The organism is Pedobacter frigiditerrae (assembly GCF_004331645.1).
Classification (GTDB): Bacteria; Bacteroidota; Bacteroidia; order Sphingobacteriales; family Sphingobacteriaceae; genus Pedobacter; species Pedobacter frigiditerrae.
Genome location: NZ_SJSK01000005.1, coordinates 265,970 through 291,349, shown reverse-complemented (window position 1 = coordinate 291,349; position 25,380 = coordinate 265,970). Strand labels below are relative to the sequence as shown.

The following is a 25,380-nucleotide window of genomic DNA, read 5'->3' as shown; positions in this document are numbered from 1 at the left end:
GCGATCTTTTGTATTAACCCAGATGACTTGTTTTACATTTCTACTTTAGGCTAAACGCACACTACTACTAAACATAACACACAATGATGAAGTCACTAAAACCATTAGGATGCATTTTGATTTGCGGATTGTTAACACTATCTGTTGATGCTCAGAAGCGTAAAAAAACAACAACGAAACCTAGGCTAGTTTTTCAATCTGGCTTTGAGGGCAATACCAAGGTCGTTCAGGAACCAAACACCAATGACCACGGTGCCTTAAAAGAACACATGGAAGGTTACGATAATTCGCTGAAGGGTAAAAGTAATTGGAATAAGGATTGGTTTCCAGAATTAAAGGGCGGTTACATGGAGGTGCAATACACTGGTGGCGATTCTACCAAAAGATTTGCAAAGGTAGTTCCCGAGCCTGGCAATCCCCAAAATCACGTGCTTAAGTATTGGCTGGATGATTCATGGCTGGCTTCCGAAGGTCAGCAGAAAGCCCGGATTCAAACTAATTTGTATGGGATAAAAGGTGAATATAAAGAAATTTATCAATCGGTAAGGGTTTTTTTAACTAAAGACTTTGAGGTGGTAAAAAACTACCCCCATGGCATAAGCTGGTGTACTATTACAGAATTCTGGAACAATGAGTGGTGGGTAGAAACCGAACGTTATGGGTTTAGGACAACGCTTGGAATTGGCAAGCCTACGGCTCAATCAAGTGAGCTTAACTTTATACTAAATGCCGAAAATGCTGGTCAAAAAGAAGTGTGGGCAGGTAATAACACCAAGGTAAAAGTGCCAATAGGCAAATGGTTTACCATGGAGTATTATTTCAAGGAAGGTAATGCGAAAACTGGCCGCTTTTGGATGGCCATTACCCCAGAAGGTGGCTCAAAGCAGGTTGTTTTTGATGTGCATAATTTTACCCACATGACGAAAGACCCGGCACCAAATGGACTTACTGGTTACAACCCGATGAAGCTTTATACATCTAAAGAACTAATAAGTTATGTAAAATCTCAGGGAAAAACCTTGCAGGTATATTGGGATGATTTTAGGTTATGGGAAAATAAAAAGCCCTAATGTTAGTGGGGTATAATATGAGCTAGGCAAAACATAAGTCAATTGCATATAGCCAATTGGCATTCTGGCAATAAATTTCAAAGAGAGTATTTTAAGGTAATTTTTCAAGCAAAAACATTTAAGTAAATCCGTTCATGAAGCTCAACAATGCAGCAACATATAATTGCACAGGTATTTTTTCTTTACCCATGGCAGCCCGCCCGATCAGTAAATTCTATATGTGGGCATTCATTTTTTTAAGTAGTATAGCAACAGGATATGCGCAAAAGAAACAACCAATAGATTATGTAAATAATTTCATCGGCGTACTGGACGGTCCAGATGCCTCAAGTTGTGTGGTTGGTCCACAGCTGCCTTTTGGTTCCATCAATCCAAGCCCGCAAACCATAAATGGAAGTGATGATGGTTACGATCCTAAAGAACCCATAAGAGGTTTTGGCCAATTGCACGTAAGTGGTACGGGTTGGGGTACCAATGGACAGGTGTTTTTATCTCCGCAAATTGGAGTTGCTGTTGGCGAAGCTGCGCATGACTCACCTAAATCAAACGAAACAGCCTTTCCTTACGAATATGGAGTTAAATTAAACAGGTACAATATCACCACACAAGTTACCCCTTCCTATCATAGTGCCATTTATCGTTTTACCTATCCAAAGTCAAATAGTGCGAGTCTGTTGGTTGATATTACGCACAACCTGCCAATGGATATTAAAACCCGCATTGGCGGCCATGTTTCTGAAGGGAAAATAACCGTCAACGAAAATCTTATAACTGGGAGCGGGGTTTATTTAGGTGGTTTTGGTGGTGGTAGTTATCCAGTTTATTTCGTTGCTGAGCTTAGCAAAAAACCATCTAAAATTTCTACCTGGATAAACGGAGACATAACGGCTGGCGCTAGCACACAACAGTTGCTTAAAAAAAGTGATAGGGTTGGGGCAATTCTTCATTTCATCACCAAAGAAAATGAAGAGATTTATTTAAAAATTGCTGTTTCATTTAAAAGTATCGAACAGGCTAAGCTTTGGTTAAATCAGGAAATTCCGGCTTTTAACTATGAAAAAGTTAAAAGTAATGCAAAATCAATATGGAACAAGGCCTTGAAAAAAATTGAGGTAGAAGGGGGTACTGAAAGGGAGAAATCTATTTTTTATACCGCACTGTACCATACCCAAATAATGCCGGCCAACCGAACAAATGATAGTCGAAATTTTGGTAAAGATGTGCCTTTTTGGGATAATCATTTTGCCGTTTGGGACACTTGGCGTACCATGTACCCTTTGCAAACTTTAATTAATCCGGATATGGTTAGCGGAACAGTTAATTCTTTCATCGCCCGGTTTAAAAAGTATGGCGTCGTGAAAGATGCTTTTGTAAATGGTAATGACATGAATAGCGAACAGGGTGGTAATAATGTGGATAATATTATAGCAGACGCCTACTTAAAAGGTATTAAAGGGATTGATTGGGAAGAGGCTTACAAGGTTTTGAAGCATGATGCAGATCAAGAACGCTTAGGAAGTTTTGCATGGAGAAAGGAAGATAGCGCAAATAATACCTACAAAGAAAAAGGATGGATCCCTGCCGGTATCATGAACTGCTCCATGACTCTAGAATATGCCTATAATGATTATTGTACCGCATTGGTGGCAAGAGGTCTGGGCAAAACAGACGATTACCATAAATACCTTGACAGGAGTAAGCAATGGGTGAATTTATGGAACAAGGATGCACAAAGCGATGGCTTCAAGGGTTTTATCGTGCCGAAAGAGCTGTCGGGGAAATTTCTGGACATAGATTTTAAAACTTATCCGGGATCTTGGAAAAATTATTTTTACGAATCTACCAGCTGGACCTACTCTTGGTTCATGCCTCATGATTTTGAGAAACTGGTAGCACTTAATGGCGGTAAGGAAAAGTTCGTGAGTAAACTGGAGTACGGCTTTAAAAAGAACTTGATCGAATATTACAACGAACCAGCTTTCTTGGCTGTACAAGGTTTTCATTATGCAGATAGAGGTGATTTAAGCAGTTATTGGGTACGAAAATTAATGCGTGAGCGATTTACTGAAAAAGGCGTGCCGGGAAATGACGATAGCGGAGCGATGAGTTCATGGTACATTTTTTCTGCGATGGGTTTTTTTCCTAACGCGGGGCAAAATATTTACTATTTAACCGGGCCACAGTTTACTAAAACCAAGTTGCACATGGGCAATGGTAAAACTTTGACCATTAGCGCACCCAATGCTTCCGAAAAAAATATTTATGTAAACGGAGTAAGTATAAACGGAAAAAAGGCTACCGGAACAATTATTGGTTATGATGATATAAAAAATGGGGGTACCATGGTATTTGACATGGGTGCTGAGCCATTAAACGCTAAATAGAAACCTGAAAGATCCCAGCCCGTGAGTATTCAAGGGTTGGAAGCACTATTATTAAGCATAAGTCATAAAGCTTTAATTTACTCCTTCCGTTAAACTGTCTATCAGCTTGAAAATATACTAATAGTTAGCGTGTCTTTATAAATTGGTTAAAATATCAGGTCTGCAGATCCCATCGGCAGACCTGTGTTTTTAAGGGCAATTGTTATCAATTAAGTATTTATTACGGCGGTGTACTCCATCACTTCATTGTCTTTGTCTTAAATAGGTAATCTCATTAAAGGGGATTATTAACCAATTGATATTGGCGACTTGAAGCTAAAAGGGTTTCATGTGCAGTATTATTTACACACGTTTTAACAATTGATATGAATAAGAAAAAAATTTTTGTGGTTACAAGTATTTTAATTTGCAGTTTTATATCCCTATCATCCTGTAAAAAAGCAGGGAAATCTCCTGCAAGCATATCGCCTGAACCAGTCGTTTCGGGTTCATCGCTAATTATTTACCCTTCTCCGGGAAATCTTTCAACAGTTGAGCACCTTACCTCATCGGATGATTATACAGTTGAAGTAAAAAAAGCTGGTGAAACAGAATACAAGCCTTTATTTGTTTATAAAACAGATAACTACTGGGTAAATAATTATTTCGGTGCCACAAATGGGCCAAAAAAATCACAGCTATCTGCTTCATTTACCAGTTTCTCTTTCAAGGATACGGCAGTCGATGTAAAAATAACGTACAAGTCAACCGTTAATAGTGTTACCATACGTCCCTTAAATTTCGGTATAAACCCTGTAAAAAACGGCAATGTGGTCACTTTCACGATTACGGATCCAAGGAAACTATCTATCGAGGTAAACAATAGGCTTAATCCACTTTTTCTGTTTGCAGAAGCTCCTGATGTGCCTAATACCAAGGCAACTTATTACTATGGTCCTGGAGTGCACAATATCGGGCTGTCGAAAATCGTCAATTCCAACGAAAGCGTTTACATCGCTGCAGGTGCGGTTGTGGAAGGCTCATTTGTGCTACCGTATAATAGTAAAAATATAAGTATTAAAGGTCGTGGCATTCTTGCCATGGGCGAGTGGCCCCATACTTCTACAGAGCTTAGTTTCTTGGGTACTCGTAATGCTATTAAATCTAATGGTACAAGTAATTTAGTTATGGAGGGATTGATTATCGCTAATCCTTGCGGCTGGACCATCCCACTTTACAACAGTGATAATTTGACCAACAATAACCAGTTGCGTAATTTAAAAATTGTGGCCTGGACTGGTAATTCAGACGGTATTTGGGTAAACGGAACTGGTCACGTCATTGATGATTGCTTTATCTTCAATAATGATGATGTATTCATGTCTCATGGCGCTACCAATTGTAAAATTTCTAACATAGTTGCATGGGGAGGTCCCTGGGGCAGGCTATACATGGTGAGTAATCAGGCATCCACCTCTAATATTACCTTTGAAAACATCAATCTCATTGGTAAAGACGGTGGCCCTGAATTAATATTGGTAGACGGAGATGCAGGCACCAACCTAAATGTAAATGACATCACCTTCCGTAATTTAAGGGTCGAGTCCCATCCTTATTCAAGCAGTTATAATACCAATAAGTTTATACGCTTTATATCGGGCTATAAAAGCATAAATAACTGGCTTTTTGAGAATGTAACCATTGATGATAAAAACCCAGACGAAGGTGATTTTTATGGCACGGCCAATAGTCCTATCAATGGGGTAAAGTTTAAAAATTTCATGTTAGGTGGTAGTAAGGTGATGTCCTTGTCTGATGCTAAAATGGATAAAAACAACTTTGCTAATGATATCACCTTCCAATAATATGATCAGTTCACAAGTGCTTAACATAAATGCTGCTGTTTTTCGAAAATCATGAGCATGCCTTGAGAAGAAAATAGATGATGTCTTCGAAGTGTGTTTAAAAAAAACAGTGGCTGTACACTATGGTTGCAATTCCAGTGTCTTTAAGGATAAGTGGGAAAACTATCATCTTAACGTATCAACCCAAAATTATTCAATTATGATAAAGTTATTTTTAGGATAACCAATAACGTCAGCAAAACAAACAAAGCAATTAATACATGTATCGCCGAATCTTCCAATTGAAATGGATCTATAACATTATGACCAATAAATATATTTTACTTACTTTCCTGGTTTTTCAACTATTAACAATTGAGCCAACGTTAGCGCAAACTCAACCCTATCTCGATCCTAAACTATCTACCGAACAGCGTGTAAACAGCCTGGTGTCTAAATTGAGTTTAAAAGATAAAATAGCGCTTTTACAATACAGAAGTACAGCCATTAAAAATCAAGATTTAGCTATTCCGGCCTATAACTGGTGGAATGAATGTTTGCACGGGGTGGCCAGGGCAGGCCGGGCGACCGTGTTTCCACAGGCAATTGGTTTGGCTGCCAGTTGGGATACTACCTTAATATCAAAGGTAGCTGTAGCCATATCTGATGAGGCACGTGCTAAATACACCTATTTTTCTAGCCGGGATAAAAGAGGAATGTACCAGGGATTAAATTTCTGGACACCGAACATCAACATATTCCGTGACCCGAGATGGGGCAGGGGTATGGAAACATACGGCGAAGACCCTTTTTTAACCGGCACCATTGCTTCTTCCTTCATAAAAGGTTTGCAAGGTAATAATCCTAACTACTTTAAAACCATTGCTACGGTTAAACATTTTGCAGTGCATAGTGGACCCGAAAGCTCTCGCCACCGTTTTAATGCCAACGTTAGTGATCGTGATTTTTTTGAAACCTACGCTCCAGCTTTCAAAATGGCTGTCCAGGATGCCGGGGTTTATTCAGTCATGTGCGCTTATAACCGGTTTAGAGACGAACCTTGCTGCGGTAGCAGTTATTTGCTTACCGATATTTTGCGCAATCGATGGAAGTTTAACGGCTTTATCGTGACAGATTGTGGTGCAGTTGACGATTTTTTTAAGGCCAATACACATCAGGTGGTAAAAAGCCCAGAGGAAGCTTGTGCCATGGCCATTAAAGCGGGGGTAGATTTAGAGTGCGGCGATATTTTTAATGCCTTGGATAAGGCTGTTGAGCAAAGACTGGTTACAGAAGGCGATTTAGATGTTGCAATCAAACGCTTATTCACGGCCCGGTTTAAACTAGGGATGTTCGATAAAGCTTCCAGTAATCCTTTTGCAAACATTCCGTATAGTGTGGTTGAAAGCGCAGCACATCAAAATCTTTCTCTTGAGGCAGCTCGCAAATCAATCGTATTATTGAAAAATAACAACAAATTGCTTCCCCTGCGTAAAAGCCTTAAAACGGTGGCTGTAATTGGGCCAAATGCGAATGATCAGGAAGTTATGTTGGCTAATTACAATGGTTTTCCGGGACACGTTGTTACTCCTTTAGAGGGTATAAAAGAAAAACTACCGGGTGCAAAAGTTCTTTATGCACGAGGTTCGGCACATGCCGAAGGTGCACCAGCCTTAGATATTATTGGGGCTCAGTACCTTTTTCAAGATGAAAAGGGAGAAAAGCCAGGGTTAAATGCCAAGTATTATAACGATAGCACCGCTCGCAATAATCCTTTGTTTACCCGTGTGGATACTGGAATTGATTTTAACTGGATGGGCAAGGCCCCAAGACCGGGCATGGATGATGAAAATTTTAGTGTGATATGGAACGGCTTTTTAAAAGCACCTGCCACAGGCGATTTTGTGTTCAATATGTTTGGCAGTGAGCAATATGAATTGATCATAGACGGTAAAAAGCAAATTTTCTTTTCTAGCATCTACAGTCCGGGTTATGGCTCGGCCACTTTAGCACTGAAAAAGGGAGAAATGCATAAGATTACCGTGAAATACGCAAGCAGGGGTCCCAATGCACAGCTTAAGTTATCATGGCAATTACCTGGGGTGGATTTAAGGCAAGAAGCGATAGCTATCGCAAAACAAGCCGATGTGGTGGTGATGTGCATGGGCCTATCCCCAAGATTAGAGGGAGAGGAAATGGAAGTTAAATTGGATGGTTTTAACGGGGGAGATCGGGTTAAACTTCAGTTGCCGCAGGTTCAGCAGGACTTAATAAAGGAGATTCATGCCTTGGGCAAGCCAGTGGTTTTGGTGCTGCTTAACGGTAGTGCATTAGCCATAAACTGGGAAAATCAAAATTTACCAGCTATAGTAGAAGCTTGGTATGGCGGTCAAAAAGGGGGTACCGCTATCGCTGATGTATTGTTTGGGGATTATAATCCTTCTGGAAAATTACCCTTGACTTATTATACCTCAGAAAATGACCTTCCGGCATTTGAGGATTACAACATGAAAGGCAGGACTTATCGGTTTTTTGAGGGAAAACCCTTGTACCAGTTTGGTTACGGTTTGAGTTATACCACTTTTTCTTATTCAAACATTAAAATGAAAAAATCCTCTCTGGTAAATCAGCCAATCACGGTTACTGCGGATGTACAAAATACGGGAGAGCGAGATGGTGATGAAGTAGTTCAGTTGTACTTGAAACATATAAATGCCAGCGTACCTGTTCCTTTTCGTACCTTAAAGGGCTTTCAAAAAGTATCTTTGAAAAAAGGACAAAAGAAAACCGTTTCATTTACTATTAAACCAGCAGATTTATCGGTAATTGAAAATAATGGCGATGCCGTTATTCATCCTGGAAATGTTATGATATCAATAGGAGGGGGGCAACCTCAGAAAGTAGTGGCTACTAAGCAGACATCGGCAACCGGTGTTCAAGGTACCATAAAACTGGAAGGAAAAAGTAAGACGTTATAACCTAGATGCATACCCTTGGCTTTTTTGCAGGGGTGGCATCATCCATTTTTACTAAATGAAACGTGGCTCAAATAGCTGTGGTGTACCCCTGCTATTAGGTAATCATTTGGGATATCCTAGTGATGACACCTGTTGTCAAAAACTTAGGTGTAAACCAGCATGGTTACTTAATGGCATGGTGTACCCCAATATATGGAGACCTACCGAGTTGATGTATTGGCAATTTTTTTTTGTGGTAAATTATTTAATGCGGAGATTAAACTGTTAGAAATATTTTTTAACTGCAGAAGGATATTGAGCTAAGGCGATTTCAGGCTCTTCTATTTCCGGATGCCACATTTTTTCCCACTCTAAGCTGTAAAATCCTTCATAGTTTGATTGATACAAAAGGTTTAGGGCTTCTTTTAAAGGTACATCCCCTTTTCCTGTCAGCACATACTGTTCCTTGCCATCTATCATTTTTGCATCTTTTACGTGTACGTGTTTGATGTAGGGGGAAAGCTTTTTAAATACTGCTGTAGGAGGTTGTTTAGTAATGGCCCACATGTTGTGAATATCCCATATCATACCCACATTATTGTTTTCGGTTTGTTGCATCACATATTGCAGTTCATCCATTTCCACCAGGTCACCGTGAGATTCCAATAATACCTTTACGTTACTTTTTTTAGCAAAATCGCCTAATAGTTTAAGGTTTTGAATTATCGTATCTAAAGATTTCTTGCGTAAATCGCCATTTAATAATTTTTCTGGAAACACCCGTACATAGGTACATTCTAATTGAGATGCCAGGTCTATAAATCGTTTGGCTTCGTTTATGTTTTTATCAAGTTCGGTTTTATTGGTATGATGCAGCTGAGCGGATGAGCCTAAATCTGTTATGATCAGTTTTTTATCGCTTATCATCCGTTTGGTGTCTGCCATTCTGCTGGCGTTGAACCAAGGAGATTTGGGGAGGTCTAACTCTCCGGCAATTACCCGTATTTCAATACCTTGATAGCCATGAACTGAAGCAAAATTTATGATTTGGGGGAGATCCCATTTGGGGCAACCTAGCGTGGAAAAAGATAATTTTGGAATGTTACCTGTAAATAAAGATGTTTTATCGGTGAAGGATAAGGATGCCAATGCAATGGATGAGTATTTTATAAATTCTTTTCTATTGATGTTTTTCATGCTCGATCGATTTTATAAATTTCCTTTTTTTACTTCATCGGCGGCGTAATTGGCTGCTCGGGCCGTTAATGCCATATAGGTAAGCGATGGGTTTTGCGATGACATGGAAGTCATGCATGCACCATCGGTAACAAAAACATTTGGACAGGCATGTAGCTGGTTCCACTTATTTATAAGTGAGGTTTTAGGGTCATGGCCCATTCTAACGCCACCCATTTCATGGTTTTCATTGCCTGGATTGCGTTTGGTATCTTTAGTTTCAATATTGCTGAAACCTGCTTTGTTAAACATTTCGGTGAACTGGGCAAAAAAATCTTGAAGCATTTTTTCGTCATTGTCATCGTAAGTCACGTTAACGCGGAGCTGCGGAATACCATAACTATCTTTTTTAACCGGATCCAGTGATACCATATTCGTTATCTTGGGTATGGTTTCACCCATCATCTGTGCATAAATTTGCCATTTTCCCTCAGCCTTGCTGTCTATATTGTTTTTTAAGGCCTCACCATAATCCTCTCGGTAAGCAATATGTGGGCGATTTGAGCCTATTACCGTGTTATAACCTCGTAAGAAGTCTGTTTCCTGTTTATGTACGTTTCTAAATCGCGGCATGAAGCTCGCTCCAGGTCTCCGTCCGTCGGTAGTAAATTCTTTAAGTCCGTCAAATTCGGCAGAGACCTTACCACGGTAATTATGAAAACCTACAAATTTGCCCAGTAAACCGTTATCATTACCAATCCCGTTTGGAAAACGAGAGGATGTTGAATTGAGCAAGACCGAATTTGTGCCCAAGGCAGATGCATTTACGAAGATTATTTTAGCACTGTACACTTCTGTTTTTTGGGTAATAGTATCAATTACTTTTACGCCGGTGGCTTTTTTGTTGTGCTCATCATATACGATAGAATGAACCATAGCGTCTGTAATTAAGGTGAGATTTCCCGTTTTTTGCGCCCATGGAATGGTGGAGGAATTGCTGGAAAAATAGCCGCCGAAAGGGCATCCTCTAGCACACAGGTCACGGTTTTGGCACTTACCACGTCCTTGTTGAAGATGGATGTTGGTAGGGCTGGTAAGGTGGGCTACCCGTGCAATGATTAAATTCCTATCCGTGTAAGTTTTGTTAATAATGCTTTGTAAATGTTTTTCTGCGCAAGTCATGTCAAAAGGAGGCAGAAATTCACCATCGGGCAATACATCCAAACCATCGCGGTTACCAGAAATGCCTATAAATTTTTCAACATGACTGTACCATGGTGCAAGATCTTTATAGCGTATAGGCCAGTCGACAGCAAATCCATCCCGTAAAGGACCTTCAAAATCATAATCGCTCCATCGTTGGGTATGTCTTGCCCATAGTAAGGAGCGCCCGCCAACTTGGTCGCCTCTTATCCAGTCGAATGGCTTTTCCTGGATATATTCCTGCCTAGCGTCTTTTTTCAAGAAATGCAGTGTACTTTCATCAAAGATGTAATGTTTATTTACGGTTTTATAGAGTTGTTTTGTTTGGTAAGGTACGGTGCCTCTGTGTGCAAATTCCCAGGGTTGCATATTGGTGGTTGGGTAATCTTTAATGTGCTCTACATTGCGGCCACTTTCAATTAATAACGTCTTTAAGCCTTTTTCTGTAAGTTCCTTTGCCGCCCATCCCCCAGACATTCCAGAGCCAATTACGATTGCATCAAACATTTTTTGCCTTCTTTACCTTTACACATCCATTAAATCTTCCCGGTATCATTTCATAAGGAATTACCTTGGTCATGAAATACGCTGATGTGTTATACCCTCTTATAACCAGGTGCCTTGTTTCTTTCAAAAAAAAGGTTAAATCTTCCTCCTTCGGGTTGCTTTTATTTATGGCCCTTAAAAGGTTCAACTTTTTATCCCATCCTAAATCTAAAAAGGGTATGTCGTTATGTCTTTTTGAATACTGGTCTAGCTGCCTAAGTCCGTTGAGGTACATTTGCTGTTCGGTTTGGTCGTAACAGTCATCTATCATAGTGAGTAAAAATTGAGGGATTTTTAAGGTTTTGGCTCCCGGAGTGTTTGTTTCTGGTATTATGATTTCTGCTAATTGGGCAAGTAAATCTTCTTCGGTCCATGTAAGCGAAATATTTTTCAGCGTTGCCGATATCGGACCAGTCTTGTTGATGCAGGCAGGCATCAAGAGTATAGCTGCTCCGCAGATGGTAATCTGTTTTATCCAAATCCGTCTATCCATGTAACCATTTTTATTAGTGTTTAGCTCACTAAAGGTGCAATAAAACCATGTGGTTTATGAACAAGACAATCTCAAGGAGCTTGTAGCGTACAATGTGAAATATTATTTGTCAGCTGCTATTTCCGTTGGAAATAACAATCAATAATTCAAAAGGGGAGAGTGTCTGTTTATTTCCACAAGGTTTCTGCTAATTCCAGCAAAGTTATTTTTTTACCTATTCAAAAATGAGCTGACCTATATTTATTTTACCCAAATTGTTAAAAGCAAGGCTGAAATGCCTTATTTAGCATTTTAAAAATGTAGGGGCTTTTAATGGTTCTTCAGCAGGAATCCTTATCTCAATTTAATGCCTTTGTGTTTTGGACTGGGTTTTTAAAACGTCGGATTTATCGTGGGCAATAACTAGAATGAAAAAATGGGGGCGAATTAAATCACGGTTGATAATAACATAATGGTTGTCATGACTTTATTTCATATAAATCAATACGCCTGTACTCCTTCAGGGTTTTCTGGATGTCTAGTAGGTATAAGTGGCTAGACTAGCCATACAAATAACATGAATACAGAAAAAAGATTTAGCGTTTTGTTGAACCGATATGTCGAGGGAAATATTTCCCTAGAGGATCACGACGAGCTTTTTGAAATGATTTCATCTGGTAAATACGAACATTTAATTTGTGCTCAAATGGATATTTGTAGCGATGGGGCAGATGAAAGCTTAATCACCATTGCGGAGTGCGATTCTCAAAATATTATGAGAAACATTCTGTCCATCGCTAAGGAGCAGGAAAAAGTTGCGGTGGCTAGGCAGGGAACAATGCGCTTTTTTAATAAATGGTTTATTGCGGCATCCGTTTTAATTATTGCTGGGGCTGGATGGATATTTTATGATCGCATTTTAAATAGAAACTCCTTTATCAATGATTTTAAGGCGCTAAGTTCTGAGAAGATAAAAAATACATCCCAAAAACTACAAACTGTTCTATTGCCAGATGGAAGTGAGATTGCATTGAATCCGGGCTCTTGCTTGTATTATTCTAAAGCAAGGTTTTCCGAAAAGCGGGAAGTTTACTTAGAAGGACAGGCTAATTTCCAGGTAACCAAAAACCCCAATAGGCCTTTTTATGTGTTTTATGATAAGGTGGTAACGAAAGTATTGGGTACTTCTTTTAAAGTACATACCAACAGAAAATCTGGAAACGTAGAGGTTGATGTTTTAACGGGGCAGGTGCAGGTATATGAGAATAATCAGCTTGTTAAAACCGAGCAAAGGGATGTAAAATTGATCATTACCCCAAATCAAAAAGCTATTTATGATACCAAAAAAAGGTATTTTAAAGCAACTTTGGTAGCAAACCCAATACCCCTTCAATATGATTCACGAAACAGGATAAGGAGTAAATTGATCAAACAACGTTACAATTTCACTGTTCCTACTCGCTTATCCCAAATTTTAAAATCCATTGAGGCAGATTACGGCGTTGAAATTATAGTAGACAATGAAGAGCTGTATGAGAGTGCATTTGTTGGCGATGTCTCTATGAGTGAATTATTCGAGAAGCTTAAGATTATTTGTTTGGCAACCAACTCCCAATATGAAGTTAACGGAACCAAAATACTGTTGAAATCCAATAATAACAATATATAAACCCCAAGATATGATTAAAAACTTCTACCCTCCAACCTGAATTGCTGTACACAGCAGCCTTGAGTATACGTGCTTGAGGTATGTTCTACGACTTATCCATAAGTTTTGAACGAAATTAATAATTGACCAAAACCAAATATATGTATGAAATTTAAACAACAATTATTTGCTTCTGCAGCTCATGTCCTACGAATAACATTTGTGCAGATTTTGTTTGCTGTATGTTTTGTATGTGCTATGCATGCGAAAGCAGTGAACGCCCAGGATCTCCTGGAAAAACGGATAAATATGGATGTGAAGGATGAAACGCTTTTGCGGGTTCTCAATTCCATTAGAAAGCAAACTGAAATAGAGTTTAGCTTTATTCCTAGCACAATTAAAGCCGACAGGAAAATAACCTATTCCTTTAAAAACAAAAAGTTAATTGATTTTTTAAGTGACCTCGCTCAGTATGATATTGGGTACAGGGTTGTTGATCAACAAATAGTATTGTTCATTAACAAAAAGATAACGGCTTCCACTAGTATGGAACCAAACCTTTTGGGTTTAACTGATTTACAGAGAAATAATACTGCAGTGGCTGATATCGAAGTTTCGGGTTATGTTCTCGAAGCACCAAATTTACCCCTGCCTGGTGTGTCTGTTGTGGTTAAGGGGACCAAGGTCATTGCAATCACGGATGCAAAAGGATTTTTTAAATTACGCGTGAGCGATGAAAATGCCATACTTGTATTTACAAGTGTTGGTTTTACCACCCAGGAAGTACGTGTGGGATCTAACACAACATTTAAGATTGAACTTGCAGCATCAAGGAGCAATTTGAATGATGTGGTAATAGTGGGTTATGGTACACAGAAAAAACCTACGGTAACAGGTTCGGTGTCATCTATTACGACGAAAGAACTGGTGCAATCTCCAGTGGCGAACATCAGTAACTCCTTAGTGGGACGGATGCCAGGCCTGTTTGCTACCCAGGGTGGTGGCGAGCCAGGCAGGGATGGTTCAACCATTCGGATCCGTGGTGTTGGTACCTTCAGTAACTTTAGTGGCGCACAAGATCCGCTGGTTTTGGTAGATGGTATTCAGGTAGAAAACTATAATAATATCGATCCCAATGAGATTGAGACACTTTCAATACTTAAAGATGCATCGGCTACTGCCGTTTATGGTATCAGAGGGGCCAATGGTGTATTGTTAATTACTACTAAACGTGGTAAAGAAGGTAAAGCGACAATCAGCTATACCTTCAACGCAGCCAGTAATTCGTTTACTGGACTTAGAGAGACAATGAATTCTTATGATTATGCTAAATCGTGGAACAAAGGCATTGAGCTTGACCGTTATAATTTACAGGCAAATACGCCTTTAAGGTGGTCGGATGAAGAGCTTGAAAAATTCAGGACGGGATCCGACCCAGTATTGTATCCAAATATAAACTGGTATGATTTGATGCTGAAAAAAACCTCTGGTCAGTCTTCCCACAATATAAATGTTAGCGGCGGACAGAAAAGGCTTAGGTATTTTATCTCCGCAGGTATATTTAGTCAGGATGGTTTATTTAATGATTTCAGTGAAATAAATGAATTGGATTATAATGTAAATTCTACTTACAAGCGCTATAACTTTCGCTCTAACTTTAATTTCGATATCACAAAGAGGTTTAAAATCGCCTTGGATCTGTCATCTCAAAGCGAGAACAGAAAGTTAAACAACAGCAATGTCGGTACAGACAGGCTTGTTGCGGATGTCGGTAGAGCTGCACCGATGGGCGCCCCCGGTATTATCGATGGCAAGATTGTGGACTTGGTTGGCGGCGGAAACAATCCATTGTTTTCATTTCTTACCGCTAGCGGTGCCGGCGGCATCAAACGTAGTTACCGCAATAACTTGAACGGTAGTCTGAAATTAGATCACATGCTAGATTTCATAACCGCTGGTTTAGGTGTACATGGTATGATCTCTACACAGACCTATAATGGTCAGGATATCACCAACTCTAAATCTTTACAAACTTATATAGCTCGCCCGGTAACTACTGGAGGCTATGTTTTAGAGCCAGCGTCAAATACCCCAACATCATTTAACTTCGCCCAAACCAATTTAAACCGTAGAAGGCTTTTTGCTCAATTTTCTATTGACTATCAGCGTGTATTTGGTTCACATAATGTTTCGGGCTTACTTCTTTACGATCAACAAAAGAATTTTGATCCAGCATATGCTTTTGGCGTATCTAATGCTTATCAGAGTGTCGTGGCTAGGGTTACCTACAATTATAAAGGAAAGTACCTGGCTGATTTTAATGGAGCCTATAATGGGACCGAAAATTTTGCTCCGGGAAAACAATTCGGGTTTTTCCCAGCTGGGTCTGTTGGTTGGGTACCAACGCTTGAGTCTTTTTTCCCAAAAAATGATATTGTTTCTTTTGTGAAATTAAGGGCTTCTTATGGGGTTACCGGTAATGACCGCATTGGTGACATCAACGATGCCAACAGTCGTTTCCTGTATCGCGAATCTTCATACACCCCCACAGGTAATACCTATTACTTCGGTATTCCACCTGGCTCAATAGCTGGTTTTCCTGGCATTAGAGAAGGCAGGGCTGGAAATACAGAAGTAACTTGGGAGCGTAAAAAAACTGCAAATGTAGCCATTGAAGCGAATTTTTTTGCGGACAAATTGAGGTTGGTAGCCGAGGTTTTTGACGAGCGCAGAAACAGCATTCTATTGTCGCCAAATAATATCAGTGCAATGGTAGGATTTCTTCAACCGGCCTTAAATATCGGTCGCATGAACAATAGGGGATACGAAGGTGAACTAACTTATAGCAACAAATTCAGGGGTTTGGATTACCGTATTGGAGGAAACTTTAGCTTTGCACGGAACAAGGTGCTTTTTAGAGATGAGATTGTTCCAGCATATCCCTACCTCCTTAGAACGGGGCAACGTTTAGGTCAGGGCTATTATTTATTATCGGACGGACTGTTCAACACCTGGGATGAAGTTAATGATCCAAGTCGTCCGGTTTATGATGGTGCGCCTAGAATACAGCCTGGCGACGTGAAATTCAGAGATATCAACAGCGATGGCTTTATCAACTCAGATGATCAGATTCCACTCGGTTATAGCAATCTTCCTGAAAAAACTTACGGCATTTCATTGTATGGCCGATATAAATCTTTCGATATTTCCGTATTATTTCAAGGCGTTTCCAATGTATCCTATTATTACACTCGTTTCCAAAAGGGACAGGGTTGGCAGGCAACTGTGCCAGAAGGTACGCCTAGCTACTTGATAGAAAGCTGGACGCCAGAAAGGTACGCCCAGGGGTTGCCCATTAAATTCCCTCGTCTTAGTAGAGGTGCGCCTAGCCAAAACGCAAATGGCTCCCAGTGGTTAGCCGATGCGTCATATTTGCGGGTGAAAAACGTGGAGCTAGGCTATGTCTTCAATGCTAGCCTTCTTAAAAAAGCCGGCATATCGTCTTTGAGGCTTTATTGCACGGGAAATAATCTGTTTACCTGGAGTAAAATGCTTCCAGGAATAGACCCAGAAAATGTTTCTACCGGAGATGTCAATACGGAACCCTATCCTTTGACGAGAACATTGAATTTAGGGTTAAACGTTAACTTTTAATTACGAAATAGGATGAAAAAATTTAGAACTCTGATCACTCCAATTATCTGCGGACTGATCTGTTTAACGACAAACTCCTGTAAAAAAATAGAAAATTTTCTTGATAAGGCTCCTGGAGTGGATGTAAATGAGAGTGTAGCTTTTAGTTCGGTAACAAATCTTGATATTTACTTGAATACAATTTACAAATTCGGATTGCCGTCTCAGATTCCTTATAGGGATGCCACACTCTCGATAACAGGCCCAGCAATCGGTAATACAGATGTTTATCACCCAACGTCAGACATGACCGATGAATCCGACCTGTCCGAACAATCTTTTGGTGCAGCCATCGCCTGGAATACCGGAACAATAAATGCCACAAATATTATCAAGAATGAGGACTATCGCTTTTACCAGCGTTTTACCGCGTTGAGACAAATTGCGCTGTTTTTAAAAAATGTCGATAATGTGCCCGATATTACTGATGCTTACAAAAAGCAGGTAATCGCGGAAGTGCAGTCGATACGGGCGTTTTTGTACCTGGAAATGGTTAAAAGATATGGTGGTGTACCTATAATAACAGGATTATATACCCCTGGTGACTTTGCCGTCATTCCTCGCAATTCCGTAATGGAGTGTTTTAATTTTATTGTTAAAGAATGTGATGATGCGATCCTATCTGGTGCTCTGCCGGTTACGCAATCTAATTCTTTGAAAGGTAGAATAACGAAGCTTGTTCCCTACGCGATCAAAGCAAGAGCCTTGTTATATGCTGCCAGTCCAATGTTCAATACCGCAACTCCATACCTTGCGATGCCAAATAAGGCGGATGAAAAATTGATTTGTCTTGGAAATTATGATGTGAACAGATGGAAGCTTGCCGCTGATGCCGCTTTGGAAGTAATTCAAATCGCACCGTCTTGCGGAATTTCTTTGGTAAATGTAGCAGGTAACGAGTTAGGCAAATATCCAGTAATCGATAGGAGCGGGCCATTGCCTACATCTCCATTTATAACTCCAGGAACAGTACCGGTTATCGGTAACTACGAGTTTTCATGGGCAGAGTATAATAATTCAGAGATCATCCTTACTTTTCAGGGTTATCCCGCTGCCAATTTAGGTAACGCTCCCTGGAATCTTTTCGCTCCAACCTCTCCTGGAACCGCTACTTGGTCGGGACTGAACGTAACGCTCAACCACGTTAAAAAGTACGAAAAACGTGACGGAACAAAACAGGATTGGTCAAGTGGTGGAAGCGACCTCGATGCCATATATCGTAATCTTGATCCTAGATTTAAGCAGAGTTTGGTGTATAACAACGGGTATTTGGCGGTAGGTGCTACTGTTTTTGAACTATTTGACAATGTGCCTTTAAACAAAAATAATATTGCTGGGCATTGGATGCGTAAATTGCTGCCAAATCGCTACCGTACCGGAAACAATGTGCCACTTGACATTATTTTGCGGTTAAACGAGTTTTACCTTAACTATGCTGAAGCGCTAAATGAGTTTTCGACAGCCAGTGCAGCAACAACAGGGTCTGCCTCAGCGCCAGTTATCCCCAATAATATATATGACGCTGTTAATTATGTCCGTGCACGTTCTGGTATGCCGGCTATAGCTGGTCTTTCGCAAGCAGCTTTCAGAGATCGCGTTCGCAATGAACGTGCTGTTGAAATGGCGTTTGATGACCATCGCATGTGGGATATTAGACGTTGGTTGGTTGCTGAAGATGAAGGAGTGATGCGTGGTAACATGCTGGGTATCAAAATCAAAAAGAATGCAGGAACTCCTGTTACCTATAGCTGGGAACCTTATACATTCGAAATCCGCACGTTTACCAAAAATATGTACCTACATCCTTTTGTATTAACAGAAGTACAAAAAGGCGGTCTGATACAAAATCCAGGCTGGTAATGCGAGTGGAACTTATAACTATTTGTCAAAATAACTCAAGTAAAATCATTTATATGAAATTGAAATATCAAAGGCGTTTATTTTTGATCTCAGTTTTTTTATCTGTGTTTTTCGAATTTTCCAGTGCTCAAGTCACTACGGTAGATTCGATTAAAACGAGGGATAAAACGGAAGAACTTAAAAATATAGGGTATGGAACCCAGGCATCAAAATTTATAACAGGATCTGTGTCTGTCGTTAAGGGAGCCACAATAGAACAAAATTTCAATACCAATCTGGGCAATACCCTATATGGCAGGTTAGCTGGTTTAACGGTTAGTCAGGGAAATTCGGAGCCGGGCGTTGCCTCTCCGGGCTTGTTGTCCCGCGGAAGGAATAATTTTAACACTGGAGCATCTTCTCCATTGATCATAGTTGATGGATTTGTAGGGGGCGGCAGTGGTATCGGAAGTATTTTTTCTAGTCTTGTTCCCGAGGAGATAGAATCGATTACACTACTTAAAGATGCGGTAACAACAGCTGTATACGGTGGTAGAGGAGCAAACGGTGTTTTGGTGGTTACCACGAAAAGAGGTAATGCCGGCGGCTTAAAAATTGATTTTAGTACCAAACAGGGTTTTAGCCAGGCAGCGCAGCTACCTGAATTCCTGGATGCAGGCGATTACGCTTTTTTAAATAACGAGGCCAGAAGAAATGACGGACTTGCAGAACTATATAGCGAAGCTGCAATTAATGGTTACAGATCAGGAGAAAATAAATACCTGTATCCGAATGTGAATTGGTATGACGAGGTGTTGCGTAAATCAGCTCCGGTTTCCAGCTATAATTTAAACCTTACCGGTGGAGATAACAATGTGAAGTATTTTGTACTCCTTAACGCGGTAAGCAATGCAGGTCTCTTTAAAAATTTTGGTGATTTAGACCCCGAAAGCTCTAATTCTAAATACAATAGGTATAATTTTAGGACTAATATTGACATTAACCTTTCAAAACGACTTGCGATTGTGTTTAATATTGGTGGTTCTGTAGAAAATAAAGTCAACCCTTGGGAATACACAACGGCAAATACGTTCAATTTAATTCAATCTCTACCAGCCAATGCATTCCCGGTGCGTAACAGCAATGGCAGTTTTGGAGGTAGTAGTTTGTATAGCGGAAATCCAGTAGCTAATTTACTGGCTACCGGCTATGACCAGTCCAATGGCCGTACCTTGCAGACATCGTTACGTGCCATTCAGCAATTGGATATGATCGTTAAGGGATTAAGTGCATCGGGTGTTGTTTCTATTAATAATTACGTAGTTGCTGGTTCTGAGAAAAATAAAACATATGAGCGTTTTCCTTCTCTAGGATCGCTCGATTCTAAAGGGAATCCAAATTTGGGTTTGGCCCTTGGTACACGAACCTCTCTAAGTGCTGCCGAAATAACCCGTAACCAATACCGAAATTTTGAAGTGCAGGGATCATTAAATTATGCAAGGGTTTTTGGTAACCATAGCGTTGCTGCCATGGTCATGATCAACACGGATAACGAGGTAAGGGATATTTCAAATACACCCAACAACGGTGCCTTGAGTGACCCTTATCGTCATAACGGTTCGGCTACCCGCTTAACCTATGTTTACAATAACAAGTATATCGCAGAATTTTCTGCGGGATACATGGGCACAGATAATTTTGCCCCTGGTTTGCGTTACGGTTTTTTTCCGGCGGGATCTGTGGGATGGATTCTTTCCAATGAAAACTTTTTGAAAAACAACGCATCCATAGGCTTTTTAAAAATCAGGGCTTCCTACGGATTAACCGGTAATGATAATATTGGAGGTAATCGCTATCCTTATGTGCAAGAGTATAGCTTTAACGGTATTGAAGGTACGATCGCCAATCCCATAGCTACATGGGAAAAGGAAAAAAACCTGAACTTGGGTTTTGATGCCACTGTTTTTAAAATGCTCGACATCAATTTTGATATTTTTAAAAGGGATAGGTTTGATCAGCTGGTATCTTCGGCGGCAATTGTTCCCAATTATGTAGGAGCAACGGCATCCTTGCTTAATTTGGGTAAGACTTCAAGCCAAGGATTGGAAGTTTCATTACGCTTAAATAGCAAACCGAATAAAAAGTTTAAATATTACGCAGAAACTAACTTCTCATACTTTAAAAATAAAAACATCTATTCGGGGCAAATAGCACAGCTAAACAGCGGTTTGACTAATGATGGTCAGCTTATCGGTCAGCCCTTAAGGTTAAGGGCTATCGGTTTCTTCACTGCTGAAGAAATAGCGGATAGTAAAATCAATCCAGGAAAATATCCAACCCGTCCAGGGGTGGCAGTACAGGCTGGCGATCTCAAATATGAAGATATTGGCGGTAGTTTGGGCTTTAAAGACGGCATCATAGATGAAAATGATCGTGTTCCAGTTGGTAAACCAGGTACGCCTAATGTTACCCTGGGCTTAAATACGGGCTTTCAGTTTAAGGGATTTGATTTAAATATGGTTTTTCAAGCGGTAACAGGTAATTCTGTGTATTTGACTGGAAGCCTTTTTCAGGCCTTTCAAAACAATGGTTCCATAACGCCTATTGCGTTGGGAAGATGGACTCCCGAGACAGCTGCTTCAGCCACTTATCCAAGACTTTCATCGGTTAACAACCTGAATAATTTTGAAGGTTCGTCTTTTTGGGATCGTGACGCTAGTTTTATAAAGATGCGAAGTGCGGAATTTGGGTATACCTTACCGGATAAAATCTCTAATAAGGTGAAATTAGCTTCCGCTAGGTTTTTCGTAACAGGCACTAACTTATTTTCATTAGATAGGATTGAATACGGAGATCCGGAATCCCTAGGTGGTTACCCGGTGATGAGAACATTCGTTATCGGAACAAAAATTCAGCTTAGGTAATGTCGAATAGAGATCTGTATTAAAAATGAACAAACGATGATTGATAATTCAATGAGTATGGAGAACTATAAGCAAGATTATCTATCATGGTTACAAAAAAATAGAAGATGAAAAATATTAAATATTTAATAGCCTTATGTGCTGTATTCATGACCTTTAGCTGCCAAAAGCTTGACAGGGAAATCAGTACCTCTATAGGAAGGGACTTGGTGGATAAAGTTTATATCAACAAAAGCCGAGAAATTGCAAATCTGTACACGGGCTTGCCTGATGGCATGTTTTACATGGGTAATGCGATGATGGCTTCTGCCACTGACGAAGCCGAACATACAGATCGAAATGCATCTGTTCAGTCATTTAATACTGGAGGCGTAAATACGGTAAATAATCCGGATGATGTGTGGTTCAAGTACTATCGAATGATTCGTGCTGCCAATCAGGCACTGGTTTCACTTGATAAGATTGACTTGAATTACCTGAAAAACAATCCTAATGCTGCAGCTCAAACCGAGTTTGCGACTAAGTCTGCCGAAATTAAAAGATGGGAATTCGAAGCCAGGGTGTTGCGTGCCTATTATTATTTTGAGTTAGTAAAAAGATATGGCGGTGTGCCTTTGGTCAAGGAATCTTTATCGCTGGTGGATACGGATTTTTCACAAATTCCTCGTGCGTCTTTGGATGAGTGCATCAAGTTCATTGTCAATGAATGTGATGTCTCTGCTCCACAATTGCCTCCTTATGCTGATTTGACTGCCTATGATGCTTCGTTGATAGGTAGAAGAGTAAATAAATACACGGCCATGGCGCTGAAAAGCAGGATGCTGTTGTATGCGGCTAGTGACCTTTTCAATAATCCATCTTGGGCTGGAGGTTATTCAAAGCCTGAATTCATATCCTTAAGTGGCGTGCCGCGTGCCAAACGTTGGGAAGATGCGGCCAATGCTGCCAAAAGCTTAATTGACGTGGCCACGGCCAATGGGGTTGGCTTGAACCCTAATTACAGGGATTTATTCTTGTTAAACAATTTCAATATAGGTGAGGTTTTCTTAACGGTTAATACTTCTACGGCAAGCAATCAATTTGAACGTAACAACTACCCAGTTGGGTATCCTTCTGGGGGAGGTTTAACAACACCTACTCAAAACTTGGTAGATGCCTACGAAGTTAAAACGGGTACTGGGGTAACCACTGCAACAAGCACTGAATTTGATTGGGCAAATGCTACTCATGTGACTAATATCTATAATTTTATTGCTCCTGCCAGTACGGTTGCTACGTCTGTAACACGAGACCCGAGGTTAAATTATAACATAGTGACCAATGGTATAGCAAACACCCCCACGAATAGTTATGGTGTAACATTTGGTACCACTGCTAGGTTTGTGCAGACCTATATCAACGGGTTGGATGCAGCGCCAAAGGCGAACGCTTCCCGCACGGGTTATTATATTAGAAAATATGTCCAGGAAGGCTTAAACCTTTCCAACAACAATACTGCTGTACATAATTGGGTGTTGTTCCGTCTGTCGGAAGTTTATCTCAATTATGCCGAGGCACTAAATGAATATAATCCCGGTAATGCTGACATAGCCAAATATGTTAATTTGGTGCGCAGTAGAGGTAGTGGTGTTACTGCTACAAGTCCGGTGAGTATGCCACCTCTGCCAGTTGGATTAAGTCAATCAGCTATGCAGGCAAGAATCCGAAATGAAAGAAGGGTTGAACTTGCCTTTGAAGATCACCGTTATTGGGATTTGCGCCGCTGGATGGATGAGACTAATTTAAAGGCTGATGTTTTAGGGGTAAGCATAACTGGAAATACCAGGAACACTTTTGTGCACAATAAGGTTAAGGTTGAGGAACGCGTCTTCAGTTCGAAGATGTATTTCTATCCCATTGCCTATTCAGAGCTCACGGTTGCCAAGGGATTGGTACAAAATCCTTTATGGTAAGGAGTGATATCCAATTATTCAAGTTCAATACTTAACTATACTGAAAATGTTAATATTAAAATCAATACGTATACAATTCCTGGCCCTGGTATTAGGTAGTCTTGCAATTGTTTCGGGCTGTAGCCCTATAAAAAAAGAAGATGCTGCTTTTCCGGATCAGTCATTGTACATGACTGCTACCTCATTTGCAGAGAGAATAAACTATGATGGTGTTCTGGATGGTGTCTACAGGGTATCGTTGGTAGCGGTCCCGGGCCAAACTTATAGGTACCAGGCGGATTTGACGGGTAACCATTTAAACATTCCCTTAGGTATAGGTCGGGGCGGTGTTTCGATAAAGGGAAATGTGAACGTGAACATTAAGGTGGATAATGATACGATACCTAGGTTACAGGCAAAAAAGAACATCATCCTTGATGCCGTATTACTTCCGGAAGGAAAGTATTCATTTCCATCCTCTGCTGTGATAGCAGATGGGGCTACGGTAGGAATGTTTAACTTGGTTGTCGATTTGGCTTTTTTGTCAGCGAACCCAGGTAAAAAATATGCTGTAGCTTTAAAAATAGAAAGTTCGGATGTTAAAGTTAACCGGAATCTCAGCACGACGGTAATATTGATTGATACCAAATTTTTATTTCCTGAAGCGTCGTTTACCTCCGTTAGTGATCCTTTGATCGAAAGGCAGGTTAATTTTACCAACACTTCTAAAAACGGTTTAAGGTATATTTGGAATTTTGGTGACGGTACAAGCAGTAATGAGCTCGCTCCCAAACATGTTTACCCTGGTGCAGGCCCCTATAATGTAAGCTTAACGGTGTTGGGCGTAACACAGGAAGTAAATAAATCAACCTTAACAACGCCTTTCACATTACCGACGGCAGATTTTACTTATGTGGTCATTGGTAAGCAACTGAATGTAACCAGTACGTCCACCAATGGTGCGGCTTTTGCCTGGACATTTGGTGATGGAGGGACGGCTGCCACTGCCGCTGCTACGCGAAATTATGTGGCTGCTGGCAACTATGAGGTTAAACTTACCGTTACAGACCCAACAGGTAAATATAAATCTGCTAAAATGGTTTCAGTAACTATTCCCTAATTTATATAACATATTGTTTTACTGCTTAAAATTGCATTAGCATAAGGTATCTAAAATACTAAACCTAATAGGTCGATCGTATAAACTCGGTCAGTAATTTCAAAGTTTGATGGATTTTAATATTGGCTGGTAAGTTTGCACCAGCCAATACTTTGTCTTCCTCTGGGGATTGTATGGGCCTGTTAACTTATATCCATCAAAAAGTCAGTTTTAAGCGTAAGTAATTTTTTGAGATATTTAAAACTGTGACCATGTGCCAACTGCCTTCGTAAAAAATAACAGTTAATCCTAAGCGTTAAAAAACAAGGAAATTACGATTATGACCGGCTGAACGACAGATATTAAGGCTGTTTTCAATTATATTCCTCAATTGGAATTATCTCTTGTTGTGGTACTCAAACTTCCGCACTCAAAGATTTTTCTGATTGACAGGTGCGGAAATATTTTCCTTAAATACAGTAACAATAGATATGCAGGTTTCGTCAAATAAGTAAATCTCTAACAAGGTTTAGCAGTTCAAATGCATATTATAGACATAGTTTTTTTAATAACAATCCTAACATTGGTATCCTGTTCGATCCTAATATCCAAACG

The 25,380-nt window shown here is 40.1% G+C and carries 13 protein-coding genes; 10 read left to right on the top strand and 3 right to left on the bottom strand.

Annotated features, from left to right (window positions below):
• The first annotated feature begins 83 nt into the window (after positions 1 to 83).
• The 4 genes from EZ428_RS18800 (at position 84) to EZ428_RS18785 (ending at position 8,255) form a co-directional block, all read left to right on the top strand.
• Entirely contained in the window at positions 84 to 1,070 is a 987-nt protein-coding gene (locus EZ428_RS18800) for a hypothetical protein (RefSeq protein ID WP_131554748.1), read from the top strand.
• Between the two features lie 218 nt (positions 1,071 to 1,288).
• Positions 1,289 to 3,454, top strand: coding sequence for a GH92 family glycosyl hydrolase (locus tag EZ428_RS18795; protein ID WP_165501823.1), 2,166 nt, complete (start codon positions 1,289 to 1,291; stop codon positions 3,452 to 3,454).
• Positions 3,455 to 3,819: 365 nt separating this feature from the next.
• Positions 3,820 to 5,298 (top strand): glycoside hydrolase family protein, encoded by a 1,479-nt coding sequence (locus EZ428_RS18790; protein WP_131554746.1) that lies wholly within the window; start codon positions 3,820 to 3,822, stop codon positions 5,296 to 5,298.
• A gap of 302 nt (positions 5,299 to 5,600) precedes the next feature.
• Positions 5,601 to 8,255: a glycoside hydrolase family 3 C-terminal domain-containing protein gene (locus EZ428_RS18785; protein ID WP_165501822.1), complete on the top strand. Its 2,655-nt coding sequence runs from the start codon at positions 5,601 to 5,603 to the stop codon at positions 8,253 to 8,255.
• 264 nt (positions 8,256 to 8,519) lie between these two features.
• Here the strand turns inward: EZ428_RS18785 and EZ428_RS18780 are convergent, their stop codons facing one another.
• From EZ428_RS18780 to EZ428_RS18770, 3 genes are read right to left on the bottom strand one after another with little or no spacing between them, the layout of a single operon-like run.
• On the bottom strand, positions 8,520 to 9,431 hold the full coding sequence (locus tag EZ428_RS18780) for a sugar phosphate isomerase/epimerase family protein (RefSeq protein ID WP_131554744.1): 912 nt from the start codon (positions 9,429 to 9,431) through the stop codon (positions 8,520 to 8,522).
• A gap of 12 nt (positions 9,432 to 9,443) precedes the next feature.
• Positions 9,444 to 11,120 (bottom strand): GMC oxidoreductase, encoded by a 1,677-nt coding sequence (locus EZ428_RS18775; protein ID WP_131554743.1) that lies wholly within the window; start codon positions 11,118 to 11,120, stop codon positions 9,444 to 9,446.
• Positions 11,113 to 11,652 (bottom strand): gluconate 2-dehydrogenase subunit 3 family protein, encoded by a 540-nt coding sequence (locus tag EZ428_RS18770; RefSeq protein WP_131554742.1) that lies wholly within the window; start codon positions 11,650 to 11,652, stop codon positions 11,113 to 11,115. Before EZ428_RS18770 ends, EZ428_RS18775 begins: the two co-directional genes overlap by 8 nt.
• Positions 11,653 to 12,208: 556 nt before the next feature.
• Here EZ428_RS18770 and EZ428_RS18765 point away from each other — a divergent pair.
• The 6 genes from EZ428_RS18765 (at position 12,209) to EZ428_RS24315 (ending at position 24,786) form a co-directional block, all read left to right on the top strand.
• Positions 12,209 to 13,300 (top strand): FecR family protein, encoded by a 1,092-nt coding sequence (locus tag EZ428_RS18765; protein ID WP_131554741.1) that lies wholly within the window; start codon positions 12,209 to 12,211, stop codon positions 13,298 to 13,300.
• Between the two features lie 144 nt (positions 13,301 to 13,444).
• Complete coding sequence (locus EZ428_RS18760; protein WP_131554740.1) at positions 13,445 to 16,933, top strand: SusC/RagA family TonB-linked outer membrane protein; 3,489 nt, start codon at positions 13,445 to 13,447, stop codon at positions 16,931 to 16,933.
• Between the two features lie 12 nt (positions 16,934 to 16,945).
• A complete protein-coding gene (locus tag EZ428_RS18755) occupies positions 16,946 to 18,832 on the top strand; it encodes a RagB/SusD family nutrient uptake outer membrane protein (RefSeq protein ID WP_131554739.1) in 1,887 nt (628 codons plus the stop codon).
• A gap of 53 nt (positions 18,833 to 18,885) precedes the next feature.
• On the top strand, positions 18,886 to 21,735 hold the full coding sequence (locus tag EZ428_RS18750; protein WP_131554738.1) for a SusC/RagA family TonB-linked outer membrane protein: 2,850 nt from the start codon (positions 18,886 to 18,888) through the stop codon (positions 21,733 to 21,735).
• 107 nt (positions 21,736 to 21,842) lie between these two features.
• Positions 21,843 to 23,687, top strand: a complete 1,845-nt coding sequence (locus EZ428_RS18745) for a RagB/SusD family nutrient uptake outer membrane protein (RefSeq protein ID WP_131554737.1) — start codon at positions 21,843 to 21,845, stop codon at positions 23,685 to 23,687.
• Positions 23,688 to 23,856: 169 nt separating this feature from the next.
• Positions 23,857 to 24,786 carry a PKD domain-containing protein gene (locus EZ428_RS24315; RefSeq protein WP_165501821.1) on the top strand — a complete coding sequence of 310 codons (930 nt, stop codon included), beginning with the start codon at positions 23,857 to 23,859 and terminating at the stop codon, positions 24,784 to 24,786.
• Positions 24,787 to 25,380: the final 594 nt, after the last annotated feature.

What these genes read in the sequence shown, in the direction of transcription:
- EZ428_RS18800 (WP_131554748.1), top strand. Translation starts at nt 84, where the DNA reads ATGATGAAGTCACTAAAACCATTAGGATGCATTTTGATTTGCGGATTG.
- EZ428_RS18795 (WP_165501823.1), top strand. Translation starts at nt 1,289, where the DNA reads ATGTGGGCATTCATTTTTTTAAGTAGTATAGCAACAGGATATGCGCAA.
- EZ428_RS18790 (WP_131554746.1), top strand. Translation starts at nt 3,820, where the DNA reads ATGAATAAGAAAAAAATTTTTGTGGTTACAAGTATTTTAATTTGCAGT.
- EZ428_RS18785 (WP_165501822.1), top strand. Translation starts at nt 5,601, where the DNA reads ATGACCAATAAATATATTTTACTTACTTTCCTGGTTTTTCAACTATTA.
- EZ428_RS18780 (WP_131554744.1), bottom strand. Translation starts at nt 9,431, where the DNA reads ATGAAAAACATCAATAGAAAAGAATTTATAAAATACTCATCCATTGCA.
- EZ428_RS18775 (WP_131554743.1), bottom strand. Translation starts at nt 11,120, where the DNA reads ATGTTTGATGCAATCGTAATTGGCTCTGGAATGTCTGGGGGATGGGCG.
- EZ428_RS18770 (WP_131554742.1), bottom strand. Translation starts at nt 11,652, where the DNA reads ATGGATAGACGGATTTGGATAAAACAGATTACCATCTGCGGAGCAGCT.
- EZ428_RS18765 (WP_131554741.1), top strand. Translation starts at nt 12,209, where the DNA reads ATGAATACAGAAAAAAGATTTAGCGTTTTGTTGAACCGATATGTCGAG.
- EZ428_RS18760 (WP_131554740.1), top strand. Translation starts at nt 13,445, where the DNA reads ATGAAATTTAAACAACAATTATTTGCTTCTGCAGCTCATGTCCTACGA.
- EZ428_RS18755 (WP_131554739.1), top strand. Translation starts at nt 16,946, where the DNA reads ATGAAAAAATTTAGAACTCTGATCACTCCAATTATCTGCGGACTGATC.
- EZ428_RS18750 (WP_131554738.1), top strand. Translation starts at nt 18,886, where the DNA reads ATGAAATTGAAATATCAAAGGCGTTTATTTTTGATCTCAGTTTTTTTA.
- EZ428_RS18745 (WP_131554737.1), top strand. Translation starts at nt 21,843, where the DNA reads ATGAAAAATATTAAATATTTAATAGCCTTATGTGCTGTATTCATGACC.
- EZ428_RS24315 (WP_165501821.1), top strand. Translation starts at nt 23,857, where the DNA reads ATGACTGCTACCTCATTTGCAGAGAGAATAAACTATGATGGTGTTCTG.